A 26,224-nucleotide genomic window follows, 5' to 3' on the forward strand; every position below is an offset into this window, starting at 1 on the left:
AGGCTACCGGCGGGCCTGCCCGTGCCGCCGGACCATGCCCTCGGCCAGCGCCGCGCCGTCCAGGTCACCGGCGGCCAGCCGCCCGGCGACGGTACGGCGCACCATCCGGTCGGCGAGCGCCGGAGCGTGCCGGGCCAGCGCCATCTCGATCCGGCCACGCCGGGTGGTGGCCACGTCCCGTGGCGCGCGCCGGGCGGTGGCGGCGCGCAGGATCGCCGCGACCACGCCCTCGACCGGCTCCGGCCGCGACACCCCGCTCAGCGACAGCCCGGCCGCCACCGTGCTGTCGTGGATCGGGGAGGCGACCATGCTGGGGTAGACGACGCTGACGCCGACGTGGGTGCCGACCTCGTGGCGCAGCGCGTCGGCGTACGCGACGAGCGCCCGCTTGCTGACCCCGTACGCGGCGGCCAGCGGCAGCGGCAGCACGGCCATCCGGCTGGCCACGAAGATCACCCGGCCGCGGGCGGCCTCCAGGGCCGGCATGGCGGCGGCGGTGGTCCGCCAGGCGGCGAGCAGGTTCACCTCGATCTGGCGGCGGACCACCTCGTCCGGCGGCAGCTCGGCGGGCGCGGGGCCGCCCACACCCGCGTTGTTGATCAGCAGGTCCAGCCCGCCGAGCCGGTCGACGGCGGCGGCCACCGCCGGTGGCGTCGCGGCCGGGTCGGTCAGGTCGACGCCGAGGACCGGCGGTCTGGCGTCGGGGTCGGCGTGCAGGTCCAGCCCGACCACGTGCGCGCCGGCGGCGGTGAGCGCCGCGCCCAGGTGCTGCCCGAACGTGCCCCGGGCGCCGGTGACCAGCACCCGCCGCCCGGCCAGCCCGCTGGTCCGGCCCGGCGCGCTCATCGTGCCGCTCCGGCGCGGCGACGGCCGACGGCCAGTTCGCGGCCCAGCTCGGCCAGGTAGACGTCGAAGTCGACGCGCATGTGCGGGCGGCGCTGCCCCCACCGGGCGGTGGCGGCACGCAGCTCCTCGCGGCAGGCGGCGGCCTGCCGGGCCGGGTCCGGTGGCGCCCAGGTGCCGGCCAGGCGCGCGGCCACCAGCCGGGCCTGCGCCTCGACCAGGGGGAACGCCGCGCCGGTGGACTGCATGAGCCCGACGAACGCCAGCCCGGGCGCGTCCAGGTGGAACACGTGCCGGTACAGGGGCAGCCGGTCCGCGCCGTCGCCGAGCAGCGCCGGGTCGAGGAACGGCATCTCCACCCGGTAGCCGGTGCACCAGACGACCAGTTCGACCTCGTCGTGGCGGCCGTCGGTGAACTCGACCCGGTCGCCGTCGAAGCGGGCGATGCCGGGCCGGGCCTGGATGTCGCCGTGGGTGAGCCGGGACAGCAGCGCGTCGGACAGCGTCGGGTGGTCCTGGAGGAAGCCGTGCGCCGGTGCGGGCAGCCCGTACCGGGTGGGCGGCCCGACGGCGGTGGTGATCATGGTCTGGCTGATCCGCTGCCGCAGCCGCCAGGGCAGCCGGCGGGCGAGCGCGCCGTTGAGCGTGTCCGACGGGCGGCCCAGCAGGTACTTGGGCACCACCCACACGCCCCGGCGCAGCGACAGCAGCGTGCGCGCGGCGGCGTACGAGGCGTCGACGGCGATGTCCATGGCGGAGTTGCCGCCGCCGACCACGAGGACCCGGCGCCCGGCGAGCTGCTCCGGGCCGCGGTAGTCGTGGCTGTGCATCTGCTCGGCGGTGCACTCGCCCGGGTACGGCTCGGGTCTCTTCGGCACCCGGTTGTGCCCGTTGGCGACCACCACCGCCTCGACGTCGACAGCGACCGGGCCGTCCGGGCCGGTGGCGCGTACCCGCCAGCCGGCGCCGGTGCGGGTGACCCGGTCGACGGTGTGCCGCAGCCGTACCGCCTCGCGCAGCCCGAACCGGTCGGCGTAGTCGCCGAGGTAGCCGGCGATGCGGGTGTGGTCGGGGTAGTCGGGCCAGTCGGCGGGCATCGGGTGGTCGGCGAACTCGGTGCGCCCCTTGCTGGTGTTCAGGTGCAGCGTGCGGTACGCGGGCGAGCCGGGTGCGCCGTACACCCAGAGGCCGCCGAGCGTGTCGGCCGTCTCGAACGCGATCGCCGGGACACCGGCGTCGGCGAGCGCCTTGAGTGTGGCCAGCCCGGCGGCTCCGGCGCCGACGACGGCGACCCTGGGTGTGGCCATGCCCGCCTCCTTTTATCCAACGACCGATGGATAATCCCCGGAGCGCGGGCCGGCGTCAAGGCCGGGTGTCTCCCGGGCCGCCGGCGTACAGCGCGTCGAGGAACCGGTGCACGAACGCCCGGAACTCCCGCCGCTCCCGCGCACCCGAGCCGGCCCCGGCGGCGAGCGCCACCACGTGTCCGTGCACCGCCCAGACCAGGGAGCGCACCGTCACGTGCGGGGTCGGCTCACTCAGCGCGCCCGCTCCGGACGCCGCCACCAGCAGTTCCTCGACCAGCCCGTACAGCGGGGCGGCGTAGCGGCGGTCCAGTTCGCCGTGGCGCTGCGGCTCCAGCCAGCGGCGCAGCCACAGCGCTGTGGTCTCCGGCCGGTCCTCCAGGAAGTCGACGAACACATCCAGCAGGTCGTGCAGCGCGCGCAGCGCGTCCTGCGGGCCCGCTGCCAGGGCCGACCGGGCGCGTTCCCCGGCCGCCTCGATGACCTCCCGCTCGGCGCTGAACACCCGGGCGAAGCAGGCGTCGTAGAGCTGCGCCTTGGTGCCGGTGTGGTGCACGACGGTGGCCGCGTCCACGCCCGCCGCTGCGGCGACGTCGCGGACGCTCACCGCGTCGAAGCCGCGCTCGGCGAACGACGCGGTGGCGGCGGCGAGCACCAGGTCACGGGTCGGCCGCTGGTCGTCGCGGCGGGGCCGGCCCGGGCGGCGGCGGGGCATGGTCATCCGGCCATTGTTCCCCCTACAATCCAGCAACCGTTGGATTGGGGGCGGTGTGCCCCGAGGACAGGAGACCGCCATGACCGGGTTGGATCAGCGCTCCGACGCGGTCACCCTGCCGCGCGGCCCGCTCGTCGGGTTCGCCACCGGCTCGCTCGGCATGGGCGTCTGGGTGACAGTGCCCGGGCTGCTGCTGCTCTACTTCCTGACCGACGTGCTGGCGGTCGCGCCGTGGCTGGCCGGGCTCACGCTGCTGCTGCCGAAGATCGCCGATGTGCTGCTGCACCCGTGGATCGGGCACCGCTGCGACGTGGAGCAGGCCCGCCGGGGTCACCGCCGCCGGCTGCTGCTGGCCGGATGTGTGCTGCCGCTGGCGTTCGCCGCGCTGTTCGCGGTGCCCGGCGGTCTCACCGGCGCCGCCGCGGCGGGCTGGGTGGCGGTGTTCTTCGTCGCCGGCAACCTGCTGTTCGCCGCGTACCAGGTGCCCTACCTGGCGACCCCGGCGGACCTGCGGATCGGCTACCACGAGCGGACCCGGCTGATGGCGTTCCGGATGGTGGTGCTGACACTCGGCATCCTGGTTTCCGGGTTGCTCGCGCCGCTGCTGGCCGGCGGTGACGACGCCACCCGCGCCGGTTACCTGCGGATGGGTGTGGTGCTGTCGGCCGGGATGCTCGCCGCGATGCTGGTCGGCGTCGCCGGGATCGGCCGGTTGCGCCGTACCGCCGCCGACACGGTCCCGCCACACGGAGCGGGCGGGTGGCGGGCGCTGGCGGCGAGCCTGCGGGACCGGCAGTTCCGCTGGTTGGTCGGCGCGTACCTGGCCATGTCCACCACCACCCACCTGGTGCTCGCCGGGGTGCCCTACTACGCCGAGTACGAGCTGGGCCGCCCCGGGCTCACCACAGTGCTGGTGGCCGCGTTCGTCGCGCCCGCGCTGCTGGTCACCCCGGGCTGGCTGGCGGTGGCGCGGCGGATCGGCAAGCAACGTGCCCTGCTCGCCGGGCAGGCCGCGTTCGCCGCCGGGTCGCTGGTGCTGGCGATCGGCCGCCCCGCCGGGCTGCCGGTGCTGGTGGCCGCCGTGGCGGTGCTCGGGGTGGCGTTCGCCGGCATGCAACTGCTGCCGTTCTCGATGCTGCCCGACGTGATCCGCGCGGCCGGCGGCACCGAGCGGGCCGGCACGTACACCGGGGTGTGGACCGCCACCGAGGCCACCGGCGCCGCGCTCGGCCCCTACGCGTACGCGCTGTGCCTGGCCGCCGGTGGGTTCGTGGCCTCGACCGCCGGGCAGACGGTGACCCAGTCCCCGGCGGCGCTGGACGCGTTGCGCTACGGCTTCGGGCTGCTGCCCGCCGCCGTGATGGTGGTCGCGGTGCTGCTGCAGCGCTGCTACACCCTCGACGGCGCGGCCCGCGCCGACACCGCCGGATAGACTTCGCGCCCGATGGACGCCGAGCCCGCCACCGACATCCGCCCCTGCGCCCACTGCGGACGCGACGTGCCGCAACGCGCCGGCGCGGGCCGCCCGTTCCGCTACTGCCGGGACAACGACGGCGCCTGCCAGCGGGCCGCCCGCAACTCGCGGATGCGTCACCGCAACTCCCCCGGCCTGCCCGGGCAGGTGGCGCGCACCTGGGAGGCGGTGGACCGGCTCGACCAGATCGTGGAGACGCTCACCGAGGCGCTGCACGCCGAACTGTCACCGGCCGGTGTGGAACGGCAGCTCGCCGAGCTGCGCGCGGAGACGTCAGCGCAGGTCGCGGCGGCGCACGCCGAACGCGACGAGGCCCGCCGCGAGGCCGAGGACGCGACCGCGGCGGCGGCCCGCGAACGGCAGCAGGCCCGCGCCGCGTACGCCGAACGCGACGCCGCCACCGACCGCGCCGAACGGGCGGAGGTCACCGCGTCCGCCGCCGCCGAACGGGCCGCCGCGGCCGAGGACGCCCGCGACGCGGCCCGCGCCGAGGCCGGTGCCGCGCAGGCGCTGCGGGTGCAGGCCGAACGCGACCGCGACGCCGCGCGGCACGAACTGCGCACGGTACGCACCGAACGCGACGCCGAACGCCGCCGGGCGGCCGAGCTGACCGCCGAACGGGACACCGCCCGGGCCGACGCCGAGCGGGCCACCCGCTCCGCCACCGAGGCCCTGGACCGGGCCGAACAGTCCCGCGCCGAGGCCGACCGGGCGCGCGCCGACGCGCAGGCCGCCCAGGGCCGGGCCGCCGAGGCGCAACGCGCGGCCCGGGTCGCGACCGAGCAGGCCGACGCGCAGGCGGCCGCCGTCCGGCAGGCTCGGGCCGAGCGGGACCGCGCCGAGGCGGCACGTGTCGACACCGAGGCGGCACTGGAGCGCGTGCGCGCCGAGGCTGCCGCTTCGGCCGAGCGGGCCCGTGCGGACGTGGCCGCCGCGGTGGAGCAGGCTGCCGCCCGTACCGCCGAGCGGGACGCGCTGGCCGCGGAGCTGGCCGAGGCGCGGCGGGCCGTGAGCGCCGCGGAGGCCCGGGCGGCCGACCTGGCCGCGCGGACGGCGGTGATCGAGGCCGACCGGGACGCCGCGCAGCGCCGCGCCGGGCAGCTCGCCGACCAGGTCAGCGATCTGGCGACGGCGCTGGCGCGGCTGGGCACGCGGACCGGCTGAGGCGGCCACGGGCTGGGAACGGGGCAGCGCCACACCCGGGCCGGCGGCGAGGATCGGGGCATGGGAAAGACATACGAGCGCATCGACGGCCGGCTGCGGGACTTCATCGAGGCGCAGCCGATGTTCTTCGTCGCCACCGCCCCGCTGTCCGGTGACGGCACCGTCAACCTCTCCCCGAAAGGGCTGCGCGGCTGCCTGGCGGTGCTCGACGAGCACACGGTGGCATACCTCGACTTCGCCGGCAGCAACGCCGAGACCATCGCCCACCTGCGGGAGAACGGCCGGGTCACGCTGATGTGGTGCGCGTTCGCGGGCCCGCCCAACATCGTGCGGGTGCACGGGCGCGGCGAGCCGGTGTTCCGCGACGATCCGCGCTGGCCCGGCCTGCTGGCCCACTTCCCCGACATCGACCCGGGTCCGCACGGGCTGCGGGCGGTCATCGTGGTGCACGCCGAGCTGATCCGCGACACCTGCGGCTACGCGGTGCCCTTCATGACCTACGACGCCGACCGTGACCTGCACGAGCGGCGGTTCGCCCGGGAGGACGACGCGTCGCTGAGCGCGTACTTCGCGGGCAAGGACCACGTGGCCACGAGCATCGACGGGCTGCCCGGCCTGCCGTTGCCGCTGCCGCCCACGCCGGCGGTGTGAGCGGTCAGTGGATGCCGGCCATCAGGTGCCGGATCTGGCGGGTGAACATCACCGCGGCCAGGCCCAGCACCACCGAGGCCAGCCCGAAGGTCAGGAAGTACACCGGCTGGGACCAGGTGTCGGCCAGCCGGGCCACCTGGCCGCCGATGGCGTCGCCGACGGCGGTGGCGAGGAACCACAGGCCCAGCATCTGGCTGGCGTACTTGACCGGGGCGAGTTTCGTGGTGGCCGACAGGCCGACCGGGCTCAGCGACAGCTCACCGGCGACCTGGATCGCGTACACCGCGACGAGCCACAGCGGTGAGACCAGGTCGCCGCCGACGGCGGCCTGCGCGGCGGCGGCCATCAGCACGAACGACAGGCCGTTGAGCACCAGGCCGACGGCGAACTTCGTGGGCGTGGACACCCGGTGCCCGAGTTTGAGCCACAGCGCGGCGGCCAGCGGTGCGCCGATGATGATGAGGATCGGGTTCACCGACTGCAGCCAGGACGCCGGGAACGTGAACCCGCCCAGCGACCTGTCGGTCCGGTCGGCGGCGAAGATGTTCAGCACCGACCCGGCCTGGTCGTAGATGAGCCAGAACGAGGCGGCGAACAGGAACAGCCACACGTACGCCTTCATCCGGCTGCGTTCGGTGCCGCTGATCTCCCGGTCGGTGAGGATCCGCGCGAAGTAGCCGACAGTCACCAGCACCGTCACCACGGTCAGCAGGTTGACCACCGTGTCGACGGTGAACCAGCCGGCCACCAGCAGCACCAGCAGGACGGCGAGCAGCACGACGGTCGCCACGCCGATGCGGGTCAGTGCGCGCCGCCGGTCGGCGCCGAGCAGCGGGTCCGCCGGGCGGGCGCCGGCGTCGCCGAGGTTGCGCCGGCCCAGCACGTACTGGAGCACGCCGAAGGTCATGCCGACCGCGGCGGCGCCGAACCCCAGATGCCAGTTGATCCTCTCACCGAGGAATCCGGTGATCAGCGGCGCGATGAACGCGCCCAGGTTGATGCCCATGTAGAAGATCGAGAACCCGGCGTCGCGCCGGGGTGAGTCGCGCTCGTACAGGTCACCGACCATGGTGGAGATGTTCGGTTTGAGCAGGCCGGTGCCGAGCACGATCAACGCCATGCCGGCGAACACGCTCCACCCGGTGGGGATCGCCATCACGTAGTGGCCGGCGGCGATCACCACGCCGCCCCACAGCACGCTGCGCCGCGCGCCGATCAGCCGGTCGGCGACCCAGCCGCCGGGCAGCGCCATCAGGTAGACCATGGCGTTGTACGTGCCGTACACGGCGTTCGCGCTGGACTCGCCGAGGTCCAGCCCGCCGTCGGCGACCGCCGCGGTCAGGTACAGCACGAGGATCGCCCGCATGCCGTAGAAGCTGAACCGCTCCCACATCTCGGTGAGGAAGAGCGTGGACAGCGCGCGCGGGTGACCGAAGAAGGTCTTCCCGGCTGGCGGTCGGGCCCCGACCGGCGCGTCACTGCTCATCGTCACCTCCGGCACGCAAACAGGTGGGTAACATCCCCGTTGACAGGCGAAACACTCCACCGATTCGGCCCGGCCGGGGACGACCCCGCCGGGCAGCTGTCATGGCCGGTTACCCTTGACACTCCCGACCCGCGTACGGCCCTGCCGCCGTGGGCCGGGGAATGGGCGAGCGGTGACCGGTCGTTACACCTGAAGACCAGCACCACGAACGAGGGGAAGTCGATCATGGGCGAGCGCATGCTGCGCGGTAGCCGGCTGGGCGCGGTCAGCTACGAATCCGACCGCAACACGGAGCTCGCGCCGCGCCAGACCCGCGAGTACCTCTGCGCCAAGGGCCACCAGTTCGAGGTGCCGTTCGCCGTCGACGCCGAGGTCCCGACGACCTGGGAGTGCAAGTTCGACGGCAGCGTCGCCCGCCTGGTCGACGGCACCGAGCCGGAGCAGAAGAAGGCCAAGCCGCCGCGTACCCACTGGGACATGCTGCTGGAGCGGCGTTCGATCGCCGAGCTGGAGGACATCCTCGCCGAGCGGCTCCAGGAGGTCCGGACCCGCCGCGGTCGTGCCTGACCGTCCGTAACGCGCCGAAACGCCCTCGGGATCACCCGGGGGCGTTTCCGTTGCCCGGACCGGGAAGGGCCGGCCGCCACTTCGGGGAGGTCGCGGTATCGCACATGCCCTGATGCCGCCACGTCCCCGAAATGGTGCCGATCATGGGGTGGTCGGGGCGTCGACTCGCGCTCGGCCACCAATTCGGCGAGCTGGGTGTATCCGGGCGTCGATGATGCCACCGCTTCGCCGAGCTGGTGTTGATCACGAGGTCGGGCGGGTGAGGGTGAGGGCGGGGCTCGCCCTGGCGCCTGATCCGCGTGCCAGATCGATGTCGGCCCGCCATTTCGGGGAGGTAGCGGTAACGCGCGTGCCTTGATGCCGCCACCTCCCCCGAAGTGGTGTCCGATCATGGGGCGGGCGGAGAGGCCGTGGGCGGCTGATCCGGCGCGCGTCGCGTCCATTCGCCCCGCCCGGCCGGTGAATGGGCACCACCTCGGGAATGTGGGTGTGTCCGGGCCGCCGTAATGCCACCACCTCGCCGAGCTGGCGTCGATCATGCGAGCAGGCCACCCGGCACGGGCTCGTCGGCGACGACCCGGTAACCGCGGGCCCGCCGTGCCGAATCGAGGGTCGGGCCGCCAGTTCGGGGAGGTGGTGGGGTCGGGCGCGGTTTGATGCCGCCACCTCGACGAAGTGGAGTTGATCAAGCCGATGGCGAGGCGGGCGCGCGTCAGCGGTCGACGATCTCGCCCTCGATGGCCTTGCCCGGGTCGGTGACCGGCTGCGGCGAGGGCGCAGGACCAGGCGACGGTGCGGGCTCCGGGGCCGGCTGCGGCGCACCCCGGTACACGCGTACCCGGCGCGGCCCGAACAGGTCACCGGCGACCATCGACGACACCCGCCGCTCGGTCGCCCGGCGCACCCCGCCACCGGCCAGCCGGCGCAGCGGCGGCACCAGCAACAGCAGGCCCACCACGCCGCTGACCAGGCCCGGCATCGCCAGCAGCAGCGCACCCAGCAGACCGACCAGCCCGTCGGTCACCTCCGGCCCCGGCGGACGGCCCGCCTGGGCGGCGGCCCGGAAACTCCGCCACGCCCGCATGCCCTCGCGGCGCAGCAGCACCAGACCCAGCAGGGACGCCCCGAACACCAGCAGCACCGCCGCGCCGAACCCGACGGCCCGGCCGACCAGCACGAAAACGGTCAGCTCCAGCAGCGCGAGCAGCAGCAGGGCCGGTGGTACGTACTTCAGTCCTCGGCGCATCTCACCTCATCAGCCCGGGGTCATCACGCCCCTCAAGCATGACACGCCCTCGCTCAAGGCCAGCGCGCGAGCGCATCCGGGCGGGCGGACACGGTCGCCAGGCGGTCCCGCACCCCCCAGCGGGTGACCCGCCACAGCGCCTCGGCCACGATCAGCGGGCTCATCTTGCTGTCGCCGTGTTCCCGCTCGGCGAACGTGATCGGCACCTCCACGATCCGCACCCCGGCGCGGTGCGCCAGCCGCGACAGCTCCACCTGGAACGCGTACCCCTGGGAACGCACCGAGTCCAGGTCGATCGCGTCCAGCGCGCTCGACCGGTACACCCGGTACCCGCCGGTGGCGTCGCTGACCGGCATGCCCAGCGCCAGCCGCGCGTACAGGTTGCCCACCCGGGACAGCAGCAGCCGCCGCCACGGCCAGTTCAGCACCCGCGCCCCGCGGGTCCACCGGGAGCCGATCACCACGTCGGCGTCGCGGGCGGCGTGCAGCAGCGCCGGCAGGTCCTCCGGGGCGTGCGAGCCGTCGGCGTCCATCTCCACCACCGCGTCGTAGCCGTGGGCGCGGGCCCAGGCGAAACCGGCCAGGTAGGCCGCGCCGAGCCCTTCCTTGCCCTCCCGGTGCAGCACGTGCACCCGCGGGTCGTTCCCGGCGAGCGTGTCGGCGATCGCGCCGGTGCCGTCGGGGCTGTTGTCGTCGGCGACGAGCACGTCCACCGCCGGCGCCGCCGCGCGTACCCGGGCGACGATGCGCCCGACGTTGTCGGCCTCGTTGTAGGTGGGGATGACCACCAGGACCCGCCCCACCCCGGGATGGCCGACCGTCCGCCTGCCGGCTGCCACGCCCACCGTCGCACCGCCTCCCGCTCGTCGGCTCAGCCGGGAGCGACCTCCCGGCGGCGGCGCAGCACGGCCGCGCCGGCCAGGGCCGCGACCGCCAGCGCCGTCAGCGCCACCTCCGGCCACACCCCGGCCGTGGTCGCCGGGGTACGCCCGTTACCGAGTTCCATCTGCCGCACCACCACCGCGGCGGTGTTGAACCCGGTCGCACCGTCTACCCGCCCGTCCGGGGAAACGAACCCGGACACACCGACCGTGGAGGCCATCAACGCGGCCCGGCCGTGCTCCACGGCCCGCAGCCGCACCATGGCCAGCTGCTGGCGGGCCTCGGCCACGTCGAACGTGGCGTTGTTCGTCTGCACCACCAGCAGCTGCGCGCCGCCGGTGACGGTGTCCCGGACGATGCCGTCGTAGGCGACCTCGAAGCAGATCACGTCGCCGAGGACCGCCGGGCCGGTGTTCAGCACGCCGGGACGGTCACCGGGGACGAAATCGGACCGGACCCGGTCGACCTGGGAGCTGACCTTGCGGGCGATGGACCGCAGCGGCACGTACTCGGCGAACGGCACCGGATGCCGTTTCGTGTACACCTGGCCCAGATCCGGGCCGGTGCCCGGCCGCCACAGCAGCCCCGCGTTGCGCACCTCACCCCGGCCGGGCCCGACCAGCACCGCGCCGACCAGGATCGGCGCGCCGATCGCGTCGGCCGCCTGGGAGATCCGCTCCCCCGCACCCGGGTTGCGCAACGGGTCGATGTCGCTGGAGTTCTCCGGCCACACCACCACGTCCGGACGGTCCTGCCCGCCCTCGGCGACCCGACGCGCCAGCTCCAGCGTCGCGTCGACGTGGTTGTTCAGCACCGCCTGCCGCTGCGCGTTGAAGTCCAGCCCGAGACGCGGCACGTTGCCCTGCACGATCGCGACGGTCACGGTGTCGCCCGCGCCGCGTACCCCGGTCGGCACGGCCGTACCGGCGGCGAGCAGCGCCACCAGCGCGGCGGTGAGCCCGGCGACGGGCCGCCACTGCCCGGGCGCACGCCGCCAGTCCCGCCACGCGGCGGTGACCAGCAGCCCACCGGCGACCGCGACGGCGAACGTGACCAGCGGGGCGCCGCCGAGCGCCGCGAGCTTCAGCAGCGGCGACGTGTCCTGGCTGAACGCCAGCCGCCCCCACGGGAACCCGCCGAACGGGGTGCGGTCACGCAGCGCCTCCTGCCCCACCCACAGCACACCGGTGAGCAGCGGCCACGCCGCCCGGTGCCGGTCGGCGAGCGGCGACACCCAGGCGGTGGCGGCGCCCAGCAGCGCCAGATAGGCGGCCTGCAACAGCGACAGCAGCGCCCACGGCAGGTAGCCGGTGTGCAGGTTCGTCCACTCCAGCAGCGGCGCGAACAACGCCACCCCGGTCAGGAAGCCCAGCCCCGCGCCGGCGCGCAGCCGCCGCCGGTGCACCGCGGCGGCCAGCAACGCCACACCGACCGGCGCGAGCGGCCACCACCCGTACGGCGGGAACGCCAGCAGCAGCGCCATCCCGGCGAGCACGGCGGCCGGCACGGCCAGCGTCAGCGGCAGGGGACGCGCGCCGCCGTCGCCGGGTGCCCCGTCGGTGGCACGCGGCTGTTCCCGGTCCAGCGTCGTCACCGGCTTCTCCCCACGATCACGGGCCGAAGGCTACCCGCCCGTACCGGTCGTCGGCCCGCGCCCCTGCGCCACCGATCGGACAACTGCGCCCGGCGGGCGGAGCCCCGCTGTCATGCTCGGCAGCATGAGCGCTGAGCGGGGACGGGGCCGCATCCTGCCGACCGCGCCCGGCTCCCGCGTCACCCGGGTCGAGTTGTTCTACGACCTCGTGTTCGTGTTCGCGTTCCTGAACGTCACCAACGTGCTCTCCGAAACCCTGAGCGGCAGGTCGTTGCTGGCCGGGCTGTTGCTGCTGTGGTGGTGCTGGGTGTCCTTCGCCGCCCTGGGCAACGTCGTACGCACCGACCAGGGGGCGATGCCGCTTGTCGGCGCGGTGACTGTGGCGGCCCTGTTCGTCCTGACCCTGGCCATGCCGGCGGCGTTCGCCGACGAGCCGGCGCAGCGGCATTCCGGGCCACCCGCCCCGGTCCTGTTCGCCTGCTGCTATCTGGTCATCCGGGCGGCCCAGGTGCTGGTGTTCCTCAGCCGCAGCAGCCACCGCGGACGAACCGCCGTGCGCCTCGGCCTGCCGCCGCTGATCAGCGTGGCGTTGATCCTCGCCACCGCGGCCCTGCCCGAGTCGCCCCGGCAGACCTGGCAGGCGTGGCTGCCGCTGGCGCTGTGGCTGGCCGCGTTCTGCATCGAGTACACCTCCGGGGGCCTCGCCCCCAGCACCGGGCTGACAGTCGTGTCCGCCGCCCACTGGGCGGAGCGGTACGCCCTGATCCTGCTCATCGCGCTCGGCGAGTCGATCATTTCGCTCGGGCTGGGGCCGAAGCTGAGCGCCGGTCTGCCGGCCACGTGGCCGGTGATCGTGGCGTCGGTGCTCGGCGTCACCATCATCGCGGCGCTGTGGTGGCTGTACTTCGACAGCCTGGCGCCCGCGCTGGAGCAGCGCCTGCATCGCACCCGCGACGTGCGCGCACGGGCAGCCCTCGCCCGCGACGCCTACGCCTACCTGCATCTGCCGCTGATCACCGGGATCATCCTGTTCGCCCTCGGCCTCAAGCGTTACCTCGCTGTCATCTCCCACCCGCACGGTGATCCCTGGCGGGCACACGCCGCCGCTCTGGACAACCGGGTGCTGTTCGCCGGGCTGGTCATCTACCTGTCGGGGCTGCTGGCGCTGGGGGTGCGCGCGACGCACCGGGTTTCGCCGGTACCCACCGCCGTGGTGGTCGCGATGGCTGTGGGACTGCCGTGGGCCGGCCGGCTGCCGGCGGTGGCCGCGCTGGCGATTGTGGCGGTGGCCGGCGTCTCGGTGGTCCTGCTGGGCCTGCGGTCGACCGACCCGTGGCGCAGTCAGGTGCGCCGGACCGCGTTGGACGAGCAGGTCGCCGCCTGTGACTATCAGCTGTAGTTGTCACCGGATCATGGAGCGGGCCTGCTGTCCTGGTTGGGTTGGTTCCAGCTTGGTGTCACTTGATTTCACAGATAGTTGGCACCTGCGTCGGTCGGAGCGAGCGAGAAGGGAATGCTGTCTCTCGTCGCTGTGGGCACACCTTGCCCGGGCCTCGGCGTTCTCATGCCGCGACTCCGGGCAGCGGTACCGCTGTCGGTCCCTCGGTCGCAGGCTGGCTCGTCCGGGCGCTGATGACGATGGGGCAGTCATCCGCTGAGAGGGGAGCTGGGCGTCGGATGCGTCAACCTAGACGTCGGGTTAGCAGAAGTCTGGGCTGGCGGAGTGTCGCAGCGACGGCCATGGCGAGGATGGGGGCTCCGACTACGATGATGACAAGGGGTCCCCACGCCATGCGCCACGTCATGTCGGGACGCAGCGCGACAAGTCCCGCTGCAGGGGCGATCCCGGCCACAGTGCCGGCGAGCGCTCCGAGCCCGACGATAAACGCTGCTTGAACAGCATTGACGAATCTGAGTATGCGAGGTCCGGCTCCGATCGCTGACATAGTGCTCAGGTCGGTGCGCATCTCGACGCGGGCTAGGCCGACGACCACGGTGGTGGCGACGATGGTGACGACGCCGCTGACGATCGCGAGGACATACAGCAAGGGGTCCGTGGCTTGACCGGTGCCGACCTTGGTCGGCGAGACGAGTCGGGCAGGCTGGCTAAGGGAGTTGCCCTCGGCGCGGACCTGGGCTCCGAGCACGACGGACTCGGCGGCTTGGGTTTCCTCCGTCGTGGGAGGACGCATGGTGTCGATGATCAGGCCCGCGCTAGACGTGGACAGGTTCAGTCGCTGAGCACTGGCAGCGGATATCATGATTGCTGGTAGCTGCCGGTAGTAGTTGTCGATCGGTACGACGAGGGCGGGAAGGTCGACGTTCTTGCCGTTGATGTCCAGTCGTGCGCGTCCGTCCTTGGCGAAGGCCGGGTAGAACGCTACCGCGTCGCCGCGGTTGAGTGCGTCGCGTGCCTCGGCGGTTGGGGCGCGTCCGGTGACCGCGCTGATCAAGTCCTCCCCACCAACGGCCACGGCCTGGGACAGGTCCGGCGGAGGCTCATTCGACGGGCCTCCTTGGCTGAAGTAGCCGGCAGTCGCGGGTGCGGTGGTGATGGGCACGAGAGCCCGAATGGGCAGGCGCTGCCGGAGTGCCGTCTGGTCACCTTCGGTGAGTGCGCTGGCGCCTTGAGCTGGGATGAGGAGTTGCCCGGAGCGGATGTTGGGTTGCCGTGCCGCCCCGGTGCTGGTGTCGGCCGAGAAGAAAAGAACGATCGCTGTGCTACCGGCGACTGCGGCGCAGATGGCGGCGACGGCTGCGCCGGTGCGGAGCCGGTGTCGGTCTGCGTGTCGCACCGCCATACGTGCAGGAAATGACAGGCGTGTCACTACCCGGCTGGCAACGGCTACCAATGCCGGGCCGGCGGCAGCGAGTCCAAGCAGGATCAGTCCTGCGCCGATGGCTGCGAATTTGGCGTCGCTGACCTGGGGTCGGACGGCGTAGAGCACGATGAGGAGTCCCACTGCGGCCAACGCCCCCGCTGCCCTGGTCAGCCGCAGTGCCTGTGCGCGCGGCTTGAGTTCGCGGCTAGCGAGAGCCGTCCACACTTGCAGCCGCGCGAGGTTCCATGCAGGTCCGAGGGCGGCGAGCAGGCCGAACCCGATCGCGCCGGCGACAAGCAGGAGTAACGCCGTGACCGGCGGTGCGGTGTCCTGCAGGGGGTGGTTGACCAGCCGTTCGAGCGTGTCTCGGGCGGCTGCGAAGGTGGCGACTGCGGCGATCACCCCGGTCGCGCCGCCGAGGAGTCCCAGTAGTGCACCATCTGCCAGGAGTACTCGTGTCACCTGTGGCGGTGTGGCGCCTACGGCGCTGAGCATGGCCATCTCACGCCGCTGACGGCGTGCTCCGACGGAGAACGCGGTCGCGGCCAGCAGGCCCACCTGGACCCCGGCGAATCCGACTACGACGACGAGTCCGGCGATACGCGTTGCTTGCTGGGCGGCTGTGGGCTCGATCGAGGCCCGGTCGGCATAGCTGAGCCCGTTGATCGCCGGCGGTTCCCACCGCGCCTGGTCACCGGGTAGATCTACGAGCAGGTGCTGGGTGCCCCGCTGGGCAAGCGGGTCGGCGCTGCTCACGACCATCATCTGCCGACTGAGCTGGTCGGCCGTGTCCACTACTCCGACGACGGCGAGTGCGCGCCCGGGTGCGCCTCCCAGGCTGATCGTCGACCCCGGTCTGACACCGATCGACTCAGCCAAGGAGGAGGAGAGTGTGGCCTCTCCCGCGTGTCCTGCGGGCCGGCCCGATCTCACCACATATCGCCCCTGATGCATCGGATCACTCACGTCGGCAGCATCGAACGTGGTGACCCGATAGCCGGCGGGTGCGTCGATCACCGTTTCGCCGGAACTGAACGCCACGACGTTGCTGCCGGCCGGCAGCCGGGATGTCACGGCGTCCGTCGAAGGAACGTCCAGGCGAAGGTCTGCCTGACCAAGCTTCCAGCTAGCTTCGCTCTGCGTCGAGGCGTAGCTGGCCTGCCACACCAGCAGCAGGGTCGCACCGGCGTACACTGGGACGGCCAGCAGGAGAGCGATCAGTAGGGCGCGACCCTTGTTGCGGATGGCGGACCTACGCGCGATGCGCATCGCCAGCAGCCACGGTGCAAGTCCGCTGCGTCGTGCGGGCACGGTCATGACGCGGACCCAGCCGTCTCAGTTCGGTCTGCAAGGCCACCGGACGTCACCCTGCCGTCCTTCAACCTGATCACTCTGTCGGCCAAACGCGCTGACCGCTCGTCATGCGTGACAAGAACGCAAGCCGCGCCGTCTCGCACCCTGCGCTGCAAGACCGCCAGCACGGTGTCCCCCGTCTCACTGTCCAGCGAACCCGTCGGTTCGTCGGCCAGCACGAGCCGCCTGTCACCCATCAACGCTCGCGCGATCGCGACACGCTGCTGCTGCCCTCCAGACATCTGGTCCGGATACCGGTCGACAAGATCGCCCAGCTGAACCTCGTCAAGCGCCGCGTGCGCCTCGCTCAGTGCAACACGAGACGCCACTCCGGCCAGTTCCCGAGGCATGGCCACGTTCTCGGCGGCGGTCAGCGCGCTGATGAGGTTGAGGTCCTGGAAGACGTACCCGACGTGGTCGCGACGAAGTCGTGCGCGGTCGGCCATCGAGCGACCCGACAACGGTCGTCCTTCAACCCACACCTCACCTGCCGTCGGCGAGTCCAAGCCTCCCGCAAGAGCCAGCAGTGTTGACTTGCCTGATCCCGACGGCCCCATCACGGCCACGAATTCGCCTTCCGACACGGCTAGATCAACACTGTCGAGTGCTCGCACCGTCACCGGACCCGTGACGTAGTCCCTCCGCACCGAGTCGAACCACAAAACGGGAGTAGTCATCGACAATCACCATACCCCTCGCCAATATCCAATATCGACGGCTCGTCGGTCACCGCCCGGCCGGACACCCGGCAAGCAATCCCGGGCTGCTGATCAATATACAGGGGCGACGTCATCGGCCAGGCTAGTTCACCCCAAGGATCCTGGTCGTCCTGCACCGCCCTGTTGCCCGCTCGGTGAATCAGGACCAAGGTAGCCCAATGCCCACGATGCGACCATCCTCGGTGATCAATAAATCACGCGCGAGTGGTCGGATGGCCGAAATGACCTACCTGGCATTACGCGACTTGACAGCGACCTTGCTCTATGCAATTGGATCTTATAGGTTGTTTATCGCGCGCGCAGCGAAGCCCATCAATCAGAAAGGGCTCAACATGAATGTTCGTCGAATGCTGGGGATCGCCGGCGTGTCGGTGATGGCCGGTATGGGTGCTGTGGTTCTCGACGGAGCCCCCGCGCTGGCCGAGACGTGCCCGAAGACCCGGGACGTGTACATCCCTGGGGGCGAGTCCCACTACACCATCTCCTGTAGCGGTGGCAGCGTCTACGTCGACGGCCGAGTCAAGGACACCAAGTCCGACGGCAAGTGCGTTCAGGTCAAGGCGCTGATCAACGGGAGCTGGAACTACAGCGAGAAGGCCTGTCCGAGCGGAACGACCAAGTACTTCAGCTGGTCCGGCCCGGGCAACGCCGCCGAGGTCTACACCTACACGGTCTGATCTCGCTGGCGGCAGTCGGGCCGGCGGGTCCTTCGTGTCGCTTAGGATGACGCACCCCTGAACGGCGTCCACCTTTGGGTGGGCGCCGTTCAGGCAGAAGCGCGAAAGAAAATCGCTTTCCCATCTTGGTTCGTGCCGTTTGCGCGCCGCCGGCATGTCCGCTGTATTGTGCTCTATCAGCGAGACGGACGCGGCGCAGATTGCAGCATTGACGAGCTGTGGCTGATCGTCGTTGGTTGATCCACCGCACACTTCGCGACGGCGCGTCGCGGCGACCGTGAGGCCGTCGTAGGCTTCGATGGCACGGTGGCTGAAGGAACACGAGGCGTAGGTGCCGGCTATGCGCGTCGCGCTGATCAAGAGCGGCAGTGGTCACACGTGTGTCGTTGGAATGATCTCGCCGTGCTGTGTCGTGGCCTGGACGGCCTGCGTGAGGTCCTGGATCTGCGGGATGGCTGGACGCGGAGGTGGACGGCGGCGTGGCGGTACGCCGGCGGTGAGGTCCTCTGCCCGGTACGTGATCTGGCCTCGATGCCGGCCTCGGGTTGTCAGCCGATGCGCCGGTTCTCGTGGCGGCGGGGGCAGCGGCACCGCTCGGGGTTGCAGTTCCTGGTGAGCACTGGCCGCCATCACGGGTTCGAGTCGTTGCAGGAGGCGCGGCTGCTGCTGGCGCTGGACTTCGCCGGCGACCTGATTGACGTGCTGGCGCAGCCGCTGCGGCTGCGGTATGTGACCGACTCCGGCGCGCACGAGCACATCCCTGACTTCCTCGCCTACACGCGGGCGGGGCGGTGGCTGATTGACGTGCGCCCGGCGGCACGGGTGCGGAACGAGGACCTGGTGGCGTTCGCCGCCACCGCGGAGGTGGCGCTGAGTCTGGGGTGGCGCTACGCGGTGGTGACCGGCTGGCACCGGCACGTGCCGGCCTCGTTGGATGCGATGTCGGCGCAGCGCCGTCCGCTGATCGACCGGTTGGGGTTGGTCGATCAGGTGCTGGCGGTGGTGTCCGCGGGGCCGCGCGGGTTCGCCGAGGTCGCGGACGCGACGTCGGCTCCGGCGGTCGCGCGGGCGTATCTGCTGCACTTGTTGTGGCATCGACGATTAGGCATGGAGCTGAGTCGTCCGCTTACTGATGCCACGCTGTTGTGCGCGACGGAAGGCCGCGGGCGGTGACCGCGGCGGCGGCGGTGTTGGACCTGTCGCCAGGCGCAGCTCTGGTGCTCGACGGGACGGAGTGGGTGGTCGAGCGGGCAGAGCCGCATCACGGGCGGGTGGTATTGCTGTCCGCAGCGGGCCGGCGGATGCCGGTGAGCCTGCGGTTCCTGGTCGGCAACCCCGGCTGCCGGCAGTCGAGCCGATCGCCGTTGCTTCCGGCTGCGGACCGGGGTCGGCAGCCGGCGGTGCTGGGTGACCTGAGTCAGCGGCAGCGGGAATGGGTGGCGTTGCGGGTCGCGCATCTGCTGGAGGTGGAGACCGGATTCCGCGGCGGGGATCCACTGCGGCCGGGGCCGGGCGAGCCGAAGGCCTGCTATGACCCGACGGCGACGACGGTGACGCAGCGGCGACGGGCGAAGGCCGCCGAGTTGGCCCTGCTGGACGCGGAGCAGGCGCGGCTGTTGGCGTTGCAGCGGGTGGGTTACCGCACGCTGCTGCGGTGGGAGGCCCGGCGGCGACGGTTCGGGCTGGTCGGCTGCGCCGACGACCGGTGGCTGCGGCCCCGCAGCGGTCATCCGAGCGTCGGTGAGCAGGTCCGTGAGGCCATCTACGCGGTGCGTCAGGAGACGTTGCACCGCTCGCGGGTGAGTATGCGCACCCGCGAGCGGATGATCCATCAGTACGTGCGGGAGCGCTTCGGTGCCGACGCGCAGGCCGCGGTGCCGAGTTACGGCACGCTGCGGCTGGTTTGGCGGGAGTGGTTCGGGCCGGGCGGTGCCCGGCAGCGCTACGCCCGCGGCGGCGAGCTACCGGCCAGCGGCGGACATGTGGTGGTGCACCGGCCGGGGCAGGTCCTCGCGCTGGACACCACCGTCCTGCCGGTGAAGGTCCGTGAGACGGTCTTCGCGGAGCCGGTCTCAGTGCATCTGACCCTCGCCTTGGATGTCTACACGCACTCGATGGTGGCGTTCCGGTTGACGCTGGTCTCCGACAGTGCCGTGGACGTGGCGATGCTGCTGCGTGATGTGACCATGCCGCTGCCGATGCGCCCGGACTGGGGCGAGGACATGGCCTGGCCCTATCCGGGACTGCCCGGTGCGGTGGTGGCTGAGTTCGCCGGCTACGAGGTGGCCGGGCTGCCGTTCTTCGCTCCGGAGACGGTGACCACCGACCACGGCAGCGTCTACCGCAACCACCACCTGGTGGAGGTGCAGCGTGTGCTGGGGGCCAACATCCTGCCGGCGCGGGTGCTGCGCCCGACCGACAAGCAGGCGGTTGAGCGGGCCTTCGGCGCGGTGCGCAGTCTGCTGTTCGAGCACCTGCTCGGCTATAGCGGTGTCGACGTCGCCGACCGCGGCGTCGATCCGGAAGCCGACGCGGTGTTGACCATCGACGCGATGGAGCACCTGATCGCGACGTGGACGGTGAAGATTTGGCAGAACCGCCGCCTGGGTGAGCACGCCCCGTGCTGGGACCCGGCCGGTGACCACAGCCCGAACACGCTGTTCGCGGCGGCCATGGCGCAGGGCGGCTTCGCCATGCAGATCCCGTCGCCAGAGCTCTACTACCAACTGCTGCCGGCCCACCACGTCGCGATCCATGGCCAGCGCGGGGTCAAGGTCCGCGGACTGTGGTACGACGGCCCTGCGCTGGACGCCTACCGCCATACTCCGTCCGGGCGCGGTGGCCGCAATGCCGGGAAGTGGGTGGTGCGCCGGGATCCGCGAGATGCCCGCTTGGTGTTCTTCCAGGACCCGGCGACGCATCAGTGGCATCGCCTGGACTGGGTCGGATCGCCGTCGGACGGTGAGGTGCCGGCGTTCAGCGATGCCCGCGTACGCGAGCTGCTCACCACGGCGCGCCGGGCCGGGTTGCGGCCCCGTTCGGACGCCGAACTGCTTCCGTTGCTGCTGGACCTGATCGGCGCGCACATTCCCGTGGAGGCTTGGCCGACCCGGATGAGCAAGACCGAACGCACCACCCATGCACGGGAGAGCACCCAGGCCGGCGCCGCCGCCACTGACCGCCCCGCCCTCGCCGGTGACCAGGCGGCGCGTCGTCGTGCCAGCCGCGGCGGTGACGGATCCGTCGAGCAGCCCCGCTGGCGCGACCGTGCCCGGCAGGCGCAGCAAGCCGTCGACGATGACCGCGCCCACCGACGCCGCCAAGCCCTTACCGGGCAACCCGCTGCCGCTTCGGCGCGCCTCGGTGACGGATTCCGACGCCGCAACCTGTTCCTACTGCCTGATGAGGACACCGCGGACGTCGACGCCGACGGTCCGGGACAGCGGCAGCACCGCACGGAGGAGCGGTGAGTGCCGCAGACGATCAGCAAACGACCGGGACGGCACCGTTCATCCTGCCCGGGCCGATCACCGACCGGGAGACCGTCGACGGGTGGCGGCGGTGGCGGCTGACCCGGCATGCCTTCGTTCCGGCACCACGGCTGAGTCTGGCCGACTACCGGCTGCTGAGCCCCCGCCGACGTCACCTGCATGATCTGCACCGGGCCGCCACCCACGCGAACTTGCCGATGCAGGACACTCCGATGAGCCTCACGGTCACCCGGATGATGCGCTCGCGGCTGCAGAGTAACGCCCTCAAACACAAACCGACCACCCGCGCCGGACTGATGATCACCGGTGGCGGATACCAGGGCAAGACCGAGACCGCCTGCGAGATCGCCGCGGCGTTCGAGGACGTCTGGCTGGAGCTACACGCCCAGCTCAACCCGAATGCAGTCCCCGGCACACGGGACCTGCACGCGCCGGTCGCCTACGTCCAGACCCCGGTGACGGCGAAGCCGAAGAGCACCTGCGAGGCGATCCTGGACTTCTTCGGCGCCGATCACCACAAGATGACGCTGCCGCAGCTGACCAGATCGGTGCGGACGTCGCTGCACGATCACGGCGTCCGGGCGCTGCTGCTCGACGACATCACCCGGTTGAAGATGCACCGCGCCGACGACCAAGACACCCTCGACCTGCTGCGGGCGTTCATGAGCATGCACACCACGCTGATCCTCATCGGCGTGGACATCCCCGGCTCCGGCCTGCTGCGCGAAGGCCGCCACGACCGGCGCACCGGTCAAATCGTCTTCCCACCCCCGCCCAGTGGGGAGGGCCTCTCCACCCAGACCGAACGCCGGTTCGACCTCGTCCATCTCGAGCCCTTCCGCTACGACACCGCAGGACACATCGCCGCGTGGACCGCGCACCTGACCGGCCTGGAGCAGCACCTGCGGCTGCTCAACGCCGCCCCGGCGATGCTCACCGAGGCCACCATGCCCGAATACTTGTTCCGACGCACCGGCGGGGTGGTCGGCCTGCTGGAACGGCTCATCGAGGACGGCTGCGCCGAAGCCCTCGACAGCGGCGAGGAACGCCTCACCCAGGCGCTGCTGGACAGGGTCGTGGTCGAGGTCGGCGACGACCCGACCCGCGATGTGTCCGCCGGTGAGATTCCGCCCGTCCCCCCGGTCGGCACCGACAACGCCGCACGCCGACGGCCCGCCAAACGTGGCCGCAACACCGTCTTCGACGATCGAGGCATCCCCGCCGCTGACTCCGCCCGCAGCGCGTGACCGGCCGCCTGCCACTGCCCCGCAGCCTGGATCCGCTTCCCGACGAATCGATCGTCGGTTACGTGCTGCGCCTAGCGCGCCGGCTCGAGACGTCGCCGGCCCGGCTGGTGGTCGCCACCGGCCTGGTCTGTCCGCCAACGGGCAGCCGATACCGCGCAGCGGCGCGGACCGGGCTGCTCGTTGACGGCGAGCCGGCCGCGCGTCACCGCTTCGCGCACGCCACCCGGCTGACCCACGCCGAGACCGAGGCGTTGTTCCTCGCCGCGTACGCACCCCGCTACCCCGCTGCCAGACCCCGGCCGCAGCCGAGCGGACGCCGCGGCGTCAAGCGCCACCTCGACGGCTGGTTGTTGACGAACTACTCCCGCTACTGTCCGCGTTGCCTCGCCCCGCCGGATTCCACCGCCTCGTGGCCGCATGCCGGCAGTTGGCGACGCGCCTGGCGGCTGCCCGTCGTGTTCGCCTGCCCGGTGCATCGCTGCTACCTGAACCACCAGTGCAGTTCCGGGCACCTCGCTCACCACAAGGAGAACGGAGCGCTACCTCGCTGGTCCGACGAAACCCTGCACCCGAGCCAGTGCCGGGCCACCATCAGCCCGATCCGGCGAGACCAGGCCGCCGGCTGCGGGGTCTGGCTGACCGGCGCTGTCACCGCAGTCACGCCGCCACCGGCAACGCTGCGCCTGCAGCAGCGCATCCGCGACGCGCTCGACACCACCCGACCCGACAACGTCGTCGTCCTCGGTCAACGCACCACCGCCATCCAGTACTTCACCGACCTGATCCAACTCAGCTACCTCATCCGGTGCTCCTGGCCGCTGGCCCACGACCTGGTGCCCACCATCGAGCTCGCCGACGTGCTCGAACGCCACCTCACCGCAGCCCCACACCATCCGACGGACCGCTCTGGCAGCGAGCACCGGACGCCGACGATCGACGATCACCGCAGCCCGCCCGCCAACGCGATCGCCTGCGCGGCGCTGCTGGCCACCGCCGACCGACTGTTGACCCTCGCGCATCCGCGCGAGTTGACCGGCCACCTGCGCGGCCTGCTTACCCACGACTCGCGCCGCCCGGCCCGCGCCGACTGGAGCCGCCAATTCCTCGAAGAACGTCCCAACAGCTCCGAAGGGCTACGCCAAGCCATCGCCCCGGCCCTGCAGACCTACGCCCGCCCACGGCGTGCCCGCGGTCTGCGCGTCCCGATCCGACGCACACCCTTCGGCCCCGAACACATCGCCCAGTTCCTGCAACCCGACTGGTTCATGCGGTTCCTGGCCCACTTCGACGACGTCAACCCGGTGCACCTGCGACGAACCGCCGCGCTGCACCTGTGTCAAACGACCGCAGGGGGCTCGATCGGCCAGGCCGCCGCGCGTCTCGGACTGCCCGACACCGCAGCCGCACGCTCCCGCTGCTACTCCAGCGTCAAAGCGGTGCACGCGTGGGCGCGCCAGCGCAGCGACCCCCACGAGTTCGAGGCAGCCATCCACGACCTCGCCGACCACATCGAAGCCGCCTCCAGCCGCATCGACTACCACCAACGGCGCACCGCGCTGCGCGACTGGTGCATCGACCCCGCCACCTGGCGGCAGCTCACGCAACAGCTGCCACCGCCGGAGTGGATCCACGGACGCGAACCCGAACTCGGCGACCGCAAACGCCAGAGCGCCTCCATCATCGTCTGGTCACGGCTGACCGGCAGCGAGCACCTGTTCGCCCCGCATCCCATCCGCGACCGGCAGCCCCCTCACCTGCACAATGCCTGGCGTCTGAGCGCCTACGCGATGGTCGCCCGCTTCCGCGACGGTTGCACCCGCCCGCACGACATCGCCCTCGACCGCCTGCTCGTCGACTACGCCACCCAACTCGCCGCCGAAATCGACAGCCGCGACCACCGCCAGGCGAACCTCGCCGTTCCCCACAACACCCCCGCCGGTCCGTGAGTGGCACACCGCTGCCACGCAGCCTCACACCACTGCCAGACGAGTCGCTGCCCGGCTACATCCTGCGCCTCGCGCACCGGCTGGACCTCACTCCCGCCCGACTGGAACACCTCACCGGTCTCGCACAACCACCCGACGGCGCCCGCGCCAGCAACATGATCACCCTCACCCGCCACAGCGCGGCCACGTTCGCCCGCACCACCCGGCTCACCCCGAACGAAGTCGCAGCCCTGACCCTGGACAGCCTGAGCACCCCCTACCCGCCACTGAACCCGCTGCGCACCGGACGGCACCGACGCCTCGCCCACGGCATGCTCGTCAAGGAGAACTGGATCTTCGCCCGGTTCACCCGACACTGCCCCCAATGCCTGGCCGGCGACGGCAGCGACATCCAGAACCAGCACGGCGGCGCTTGGAGCAAGCTCTGGCGGCTACCCGTCGTGTTCGCCTGCACCGCGCACCAGCGGCTGCTCGCCCACGCTTGCCCGGCCTGCGGCCAACCCGCGCTGGCCCGTGACAGCGGCACCAGGATGCTGCCTCGGCGCCTTGACGCCACCCTGCATCCCGTCGCCTGCCGCGCCAACCTCCGCCCAAGCCCCTGCCGCTCAGCCGAGCGCGGCTGCGGCCAACGGCTCGACCAATCGCCGCCAGCCGTTCACGACGCCGACTCCGCGGCACTCGCGCTGCAAGAGCGCCTGCTCACCCTGTTGCACGACAACAGCCCCACCCGCAGCGCCGGCGGCCACGCCGCCGCCGGACAATACGTCACCGACCTACGCATCCTCAGCTGCGTCATCGGTGGATCCTGGCCGCTGGCCCGCCCTCTCGTCACCACAACCCGGAACGCGGCGCTCATCGACCGGCACGTCGAGCACATCCGCCGCCAGATCGCCAAGGACCGCCAGCAGCGCGGACGAGCGCGCGACAACGCCCTCTACGACAAACCACCCACCGACGCCGCTACGAACGCGGCCCTGCTCACCACCGCCTCAGCCATCACCTCAGCCGGTGACTCAGACACCGTCCGGCATCTCCTCGCGAATCTCCTCGACAATAGGCCGAGCCTTCGCCCGTGGATCAAGCAGTACCTCCCCGGAGACGGCTACTGCTCACCCGGCCTGCACACCGCGCTCGGCCCGGAAGTCGGCGCCCTGCACATCATCAAACGCACAGGAGTCCCCAGCCGGGCCACCCGCCGCCAAGGCCTGACCGGACCACCACCCACACGCCTGCGCGTCCAGCACATCCCGCAGCGGCCACCACAGCACTGGATCGACAACTACCTCAGCGACTTCACCGACCTCAAGCCCCGGCTGCTTCAGCACGCAGTGGCCATACGCCTCGCGCACATCGCTTCCGACAGCACCAGCACCGACGCCGCCACCCACCTCGGCATACCCCGGCATGCAGCCGTCAACGCCATGAACGTCGTGCACCGCGCGCTCACCACCTCCGCCCGCACCGCCGCGTTCCACCACGCTGTCGACGCACTCGCCCACCACCTCGACACCGACGCCGAACTGCTCGACTACGGCCGACGCCGCGACGCGCTCGCCAACTGGCAGATCCCAGAACACCAGTGGCGCGAGATCACCGATGGACTCCCCGAACAACTCGTGAACAAGCGGCGAGTGCCACACACCGACTGGGGCCACGGCAAACGCCGACTCGCCAGCACCTGGGTCTGGACCGAGATCACCCACGGGGACCACATCTACGCCCCCACGATCCGCCCCGACCTTCACGCTCGACGATCACCCGGCGATGAAACCCGCTACATCTACTCCCGCTGGAACCACCTCCTGCGGCCATCAGTCAACGGCCACTTCAGGGCACTCCGCGAACAGCTCAACCTCCTGATCGGCCGACTCGCCTACGAGATCGACGCGAACGAGCCGTCGCTTCGATAAGCGCTCGATCGTCTCCGAGCCAGCACGTCCGAAGCGCCGCATCAGCCCCGGTGACAAGCGCCGCATCAGCCCCGGTGACAACCACCGCCGAAAAGTGACATCTATAGCTGACCGTCACACCGCCGAACAGGAG

20 protein-coding genes are annotated in these 26,224 nt (G+C 71.7%); 11 read left to right on the forward strand and 9 right to left on the reverse strand.

All coding sequences use genetic code 11. The annotated features are described in order from the left end of the window. Nucleotides 1–3: 3 nt before the first annotated feature. From ACN27C_RS24470 to ACN27C_RS24480, 3 genes are read right to left on the reverse strand one after another with little or no spacing between them, the layout of a single operon-like run. Complete coding sequence (locus ACN27C_RS24470; RefSeq protein ID WP_358176767.1) at nucleotides 4–846, reverse strand: SDR family NAD(P)-dependent oxidoreductase; 843 nt, start codon at nucleotides 844–846, stop codon at nucleotides 4–6. Next, on the reverse strand, nucleotides 843–2,150 hold the full coding sequence (locus tag ACN27C_RS24475; RefSeq protein WP_422748400.1) for a flavin-containing monooxygenase: 1,308 nt from the start codon (nucleotides 2,148–2,150) through the stop codon (nucleotides 843–845). The genes ACN27C_RS24470 and ACN27C_RS24475 overlap by 4 nt, the downstream gene beginning before the upstream one ends. Nucleotides 2,151–2,205: 55 nt before the next feature. Next, nucleotides 2,206–2,868, reverse strand: coding sequence for a TetR/AcrR family transcriptional regulator (locus tag ACN27C_RS24480; RefSeq protein WP_422748402.1), 663 nt, complete (start codon nucleotides 2,866–2,868; stop codon nucleotides 2,206–2,208). Between the two features lie 73 nt (nucleotides 2,869–2,941). On the opposite strand from ACN27C_RS24480, the gene ACN27C_RS24485 reads away from it, so the two are divergent. The 3 genes from ACN27C_RS24485 to ACN27C_RS24495 are packed head-to-tail and all read left to right on the forward strand — an operon-like array spanning nucleotide 2,942 to nucleotide 6,151. Continuing rightward, nucleotides 2,942–4,294, forward strand: coding sequence for an MFS transporter (locus ACN27C_RS24485; RefSeq protein ID WP_422748404.1), 1,353 nt, complete (start codon nucleotides 2,942–2,944; stop codon nucleotides 4,292–4,294). A 12-nt stretch (nucleotides 4,295–4,306) separates the two neighbouring features. Next, on the forward strand, nucleotides 4,307–5,500 hold the full coding sequence (locus ACN27C_RS24490; RefSeq protein WP_422748406.1) for a hypothetical protein: 1,194 nt from the start codon (nucleotides 4,307–4,309) through the stop codon (nucleotides 5,498–5,500). Between the two features lie 60 nt (nucleotides 5,501–5,560). Further along, a complete protein-coding gene (locus ACN27C_RS24495) occupies nucleotides 5,561–6,151 on the forward strand; it encodes a pyridoxamine 5'-phosphate oxidase family protein (RefSeq protein WP_422748408.1) in 591 nt (196 codons plus the stop codon). A gap of 4 nt (nucleotides 6,152–6,155) precedes the next feature. On the opposite strand, the gene ACN27C_RS24500 is transcribed toward ACN27C_RS24495, so the two are convergent. Further along, the gene (locus tag ACN27C_RS24500) at nucleotides 6,156–7,637 is read right to left on the reverse strand and encodes a peptide MFS transporter (protein WP_357895313.1); all 1,482 of its coding nucleotides are present in this window, start codon (nucleotides 7,635–7,637) and stop codon (nucleotides 6,156–6,158) included. 225 nt (nucleotides 7,638–7,862) lie between these two features. Here ACN27C_RS24500 and ACN27C_RS24505 point away from each other — a divergent pair, with 225 nt between their 5' ends. Beyond that, entirely contained in the window at nucleotides 7,863–8,204 is a 342-nt protein-coding gene (locus ACN27C_RS24505) for an RNA polymerase-binding protein RbpA (protein ID WP_007070998.1), read from the forward strand. 712 nt (nucleotides 8,205–8,916) lie between these two features. Here ACN27C_RS24505 and ACN27C_RS24510 read toward each other — a convergent pair. Genes ACN27C_RS24510 through lnt form a run of 3 tightly spaced genes read right to left on the reverse strand, consistent with a single transcriptional unit; the run spans nucleotide 8,917 to nucleotide 11,917 of the window. After that, nucleotides 8,917–9,450 (reverse strand): FxsA family protein, encoded by a 534-nt coding sequence (locus tag ACN27C_RS24510; RefSeq protein WP_357895316.1) that lies wholly within the window; start codon nucleotides 9,448–9,450, stop codon nucleotides 8,917–8,919. 53 nt (nucleotides 9,451–9,503) lie between these two features. Further along, a complete protein-coding gene (locus ACN27C_RS24515; protein WP_121683590.1) occupies nucleotides 9,504–10,295 on the reverse strand; it encodes a polyprenol monophosphomannose synthase in 792 nt (263 codons plus the stop codon). A gap of 26 nt (nucleotides 10,296–10,321) precedes the next feature. Beyond that, nucleotides 10,322–11,917, reverse strand: a complete 1,596-nt coding sequence (gene lnt / locus ACN27C_RS24520) for an apolipoprotein N-acyltransferase (protein WP_422751669.1) — start codon at nucleotides 11,915–11,917, stop codon at nucleotides 10,322–10,324. A 133-nt stretch (nucleotides 11,918–12,050) separates the two neighbouring features. On the opposite strand from lnt, the gene ACN27C_RS24525 reads away from it, so the two are divergent. Next, nucleotides 12,051–13,325, forward strand: coding sequence for a low temperature requirement protein A (locus ACN27C_RS24525; protein WP_422748413.1), 1,275 nt, complete (start codon nucleotides 12,051–12,053; stop codon nucleotides 13,323–13,325). Nucleotides 13,326–13,608: 283 nt separating this feature from the next. Here ACN27C_RS24525 and ACN27C_RS24530 read toward each other — a convergent pair whose 3' ends face one another. Together ACN27C_RS24530 and ACN27C_RS24535 are read right to left on the reverse strand one after the other, a co-directional pair. Continuing rightward, a complete protein-coding gene (locus ACN27C_RS24530) occupies nucleotides 13,609–16,065 on the reverse strand; it encodes an FtsX-like permease family protein (RefSeq protein ID WP_387375258.1) in 2,457 nt (818 codons plus the stop codon). After that, nucleotides 16,062–16,778, reverse strand: coding sequence for an ABC transporter ATP-binding protein (locus ACN27C_RS24535; protein WP_387375256.1), 717 nt, complete (start codon nucleotides 16,776–16,778; stop codon nucleotides 16,062–16,064). Before ACN27C_RS24535 ends, ACN27C_RS24530 begins: the two co-directional genes overlap by 4 nt. 263 nt (nucleotides 16,779–17,041) lie before the next feature. Here ACN27C_RS24535 and ACN27C_RS24540 point away from each other — a divergent pair, with 263 nt between their 5' ends. From ACN27C_RS24540 to ACN27C_RS24565, 6 genes are all read left to right on the forward strand, one after another. Continuing rightward, nucleotides 17,042–17,497, forward strand: a complete 456-nt coding sequence (locus ACN27C_RS24540; protein WP_387375254.1) for a hypothetical protein — start codon at nucleotides 17,042–17,044, stop codon at nucleotides 17,495–17,497. Between the two features lie 531 nt (nucleotides 17,498–18,028). Then, nucleotides 18,029–18,670 carry a TnsA-like heteromeric transposase endonuclease subunit gene (locus ACN27C_RS24545; RefSeq protein WP_387375369.1) on the forward strand — a complete coding sequence of 214 codons (642 nt, stop codon included), beginning with the start codon at nucleotides 18,029–18,031 and terminating at the stop codon, nucleotides 18,668–18,670. 44 nt (nucleotides 18,671–18,714) lie between these two features. Continuing rightward, on the forward strand, nucleotides 18,715–20,967 hold the full coding sequence (locus tag ACN27C_RS24550) for a hypothetical protein (RefSeq protein WP_387375253.1): 2,253 nt from the start codon (nucleotides 18,715–18,717) through the stop codon (nucleotides 20,965–20,967). Continuing rightward, complete coding sequence (locus ACN27C_RS24555; protein WP_387375251.1) at nucleotides 20,964–22,235, forward strand: AAA family ATPase; 1,272 nt, start codon at nucleotides 20,964–20,966, stop codon at nucleotides 22,233–22,235. The genes ACN27C_RS24550 and ACN27C_RS24555 overlap by 4 nt, the downstream gene beginning before the upstream one ends. Next, nucleotides 22,232–24,181 carry a TniQ family protein gene (locus ACN27C_RS24560; RefSeq protein WP_387375249.1) on the forward strand — a complete coding sequence of 650 codons (1,950 nt, stop codon included), beginning with the start codon at nucleotides 22,232–22,234 and terminating at the stop codon, nucleotides 24,179–24,181. The genes ACN27C_RS24555 and ACN27C_RS24560 overlap by 4 nt, the downstream gene beginning before the upstream one ends. Further along, nucleotides 24,178–26,091, forward strand: coding sequence for a TniQ family protein (locus ACN27C_RS24565; RefSeq protein ID WP_387375247.1), 1,914 nt, complete (start codon nucleotides 24,178–24,180; stop codon nucleotides 26,089–26,091). The genes ACN27C_RS24560 and ACN27C_RS24565 overlap by 4 nt, the downstream gene beginning before the upstream one ends. Nucleotides 26,092–26,224: the final 133 nt, after the last annotated feature.

Source organism: Micromonospora sp. WMMD1219 (assembly GCF_049315215.1).
Lineage (GTDB): Bacteria > Actinomycetota > Actinomycetes > Mycobacteriales > Micromonosporaceae > Micromonospora > Micromonospora tulbaghiae.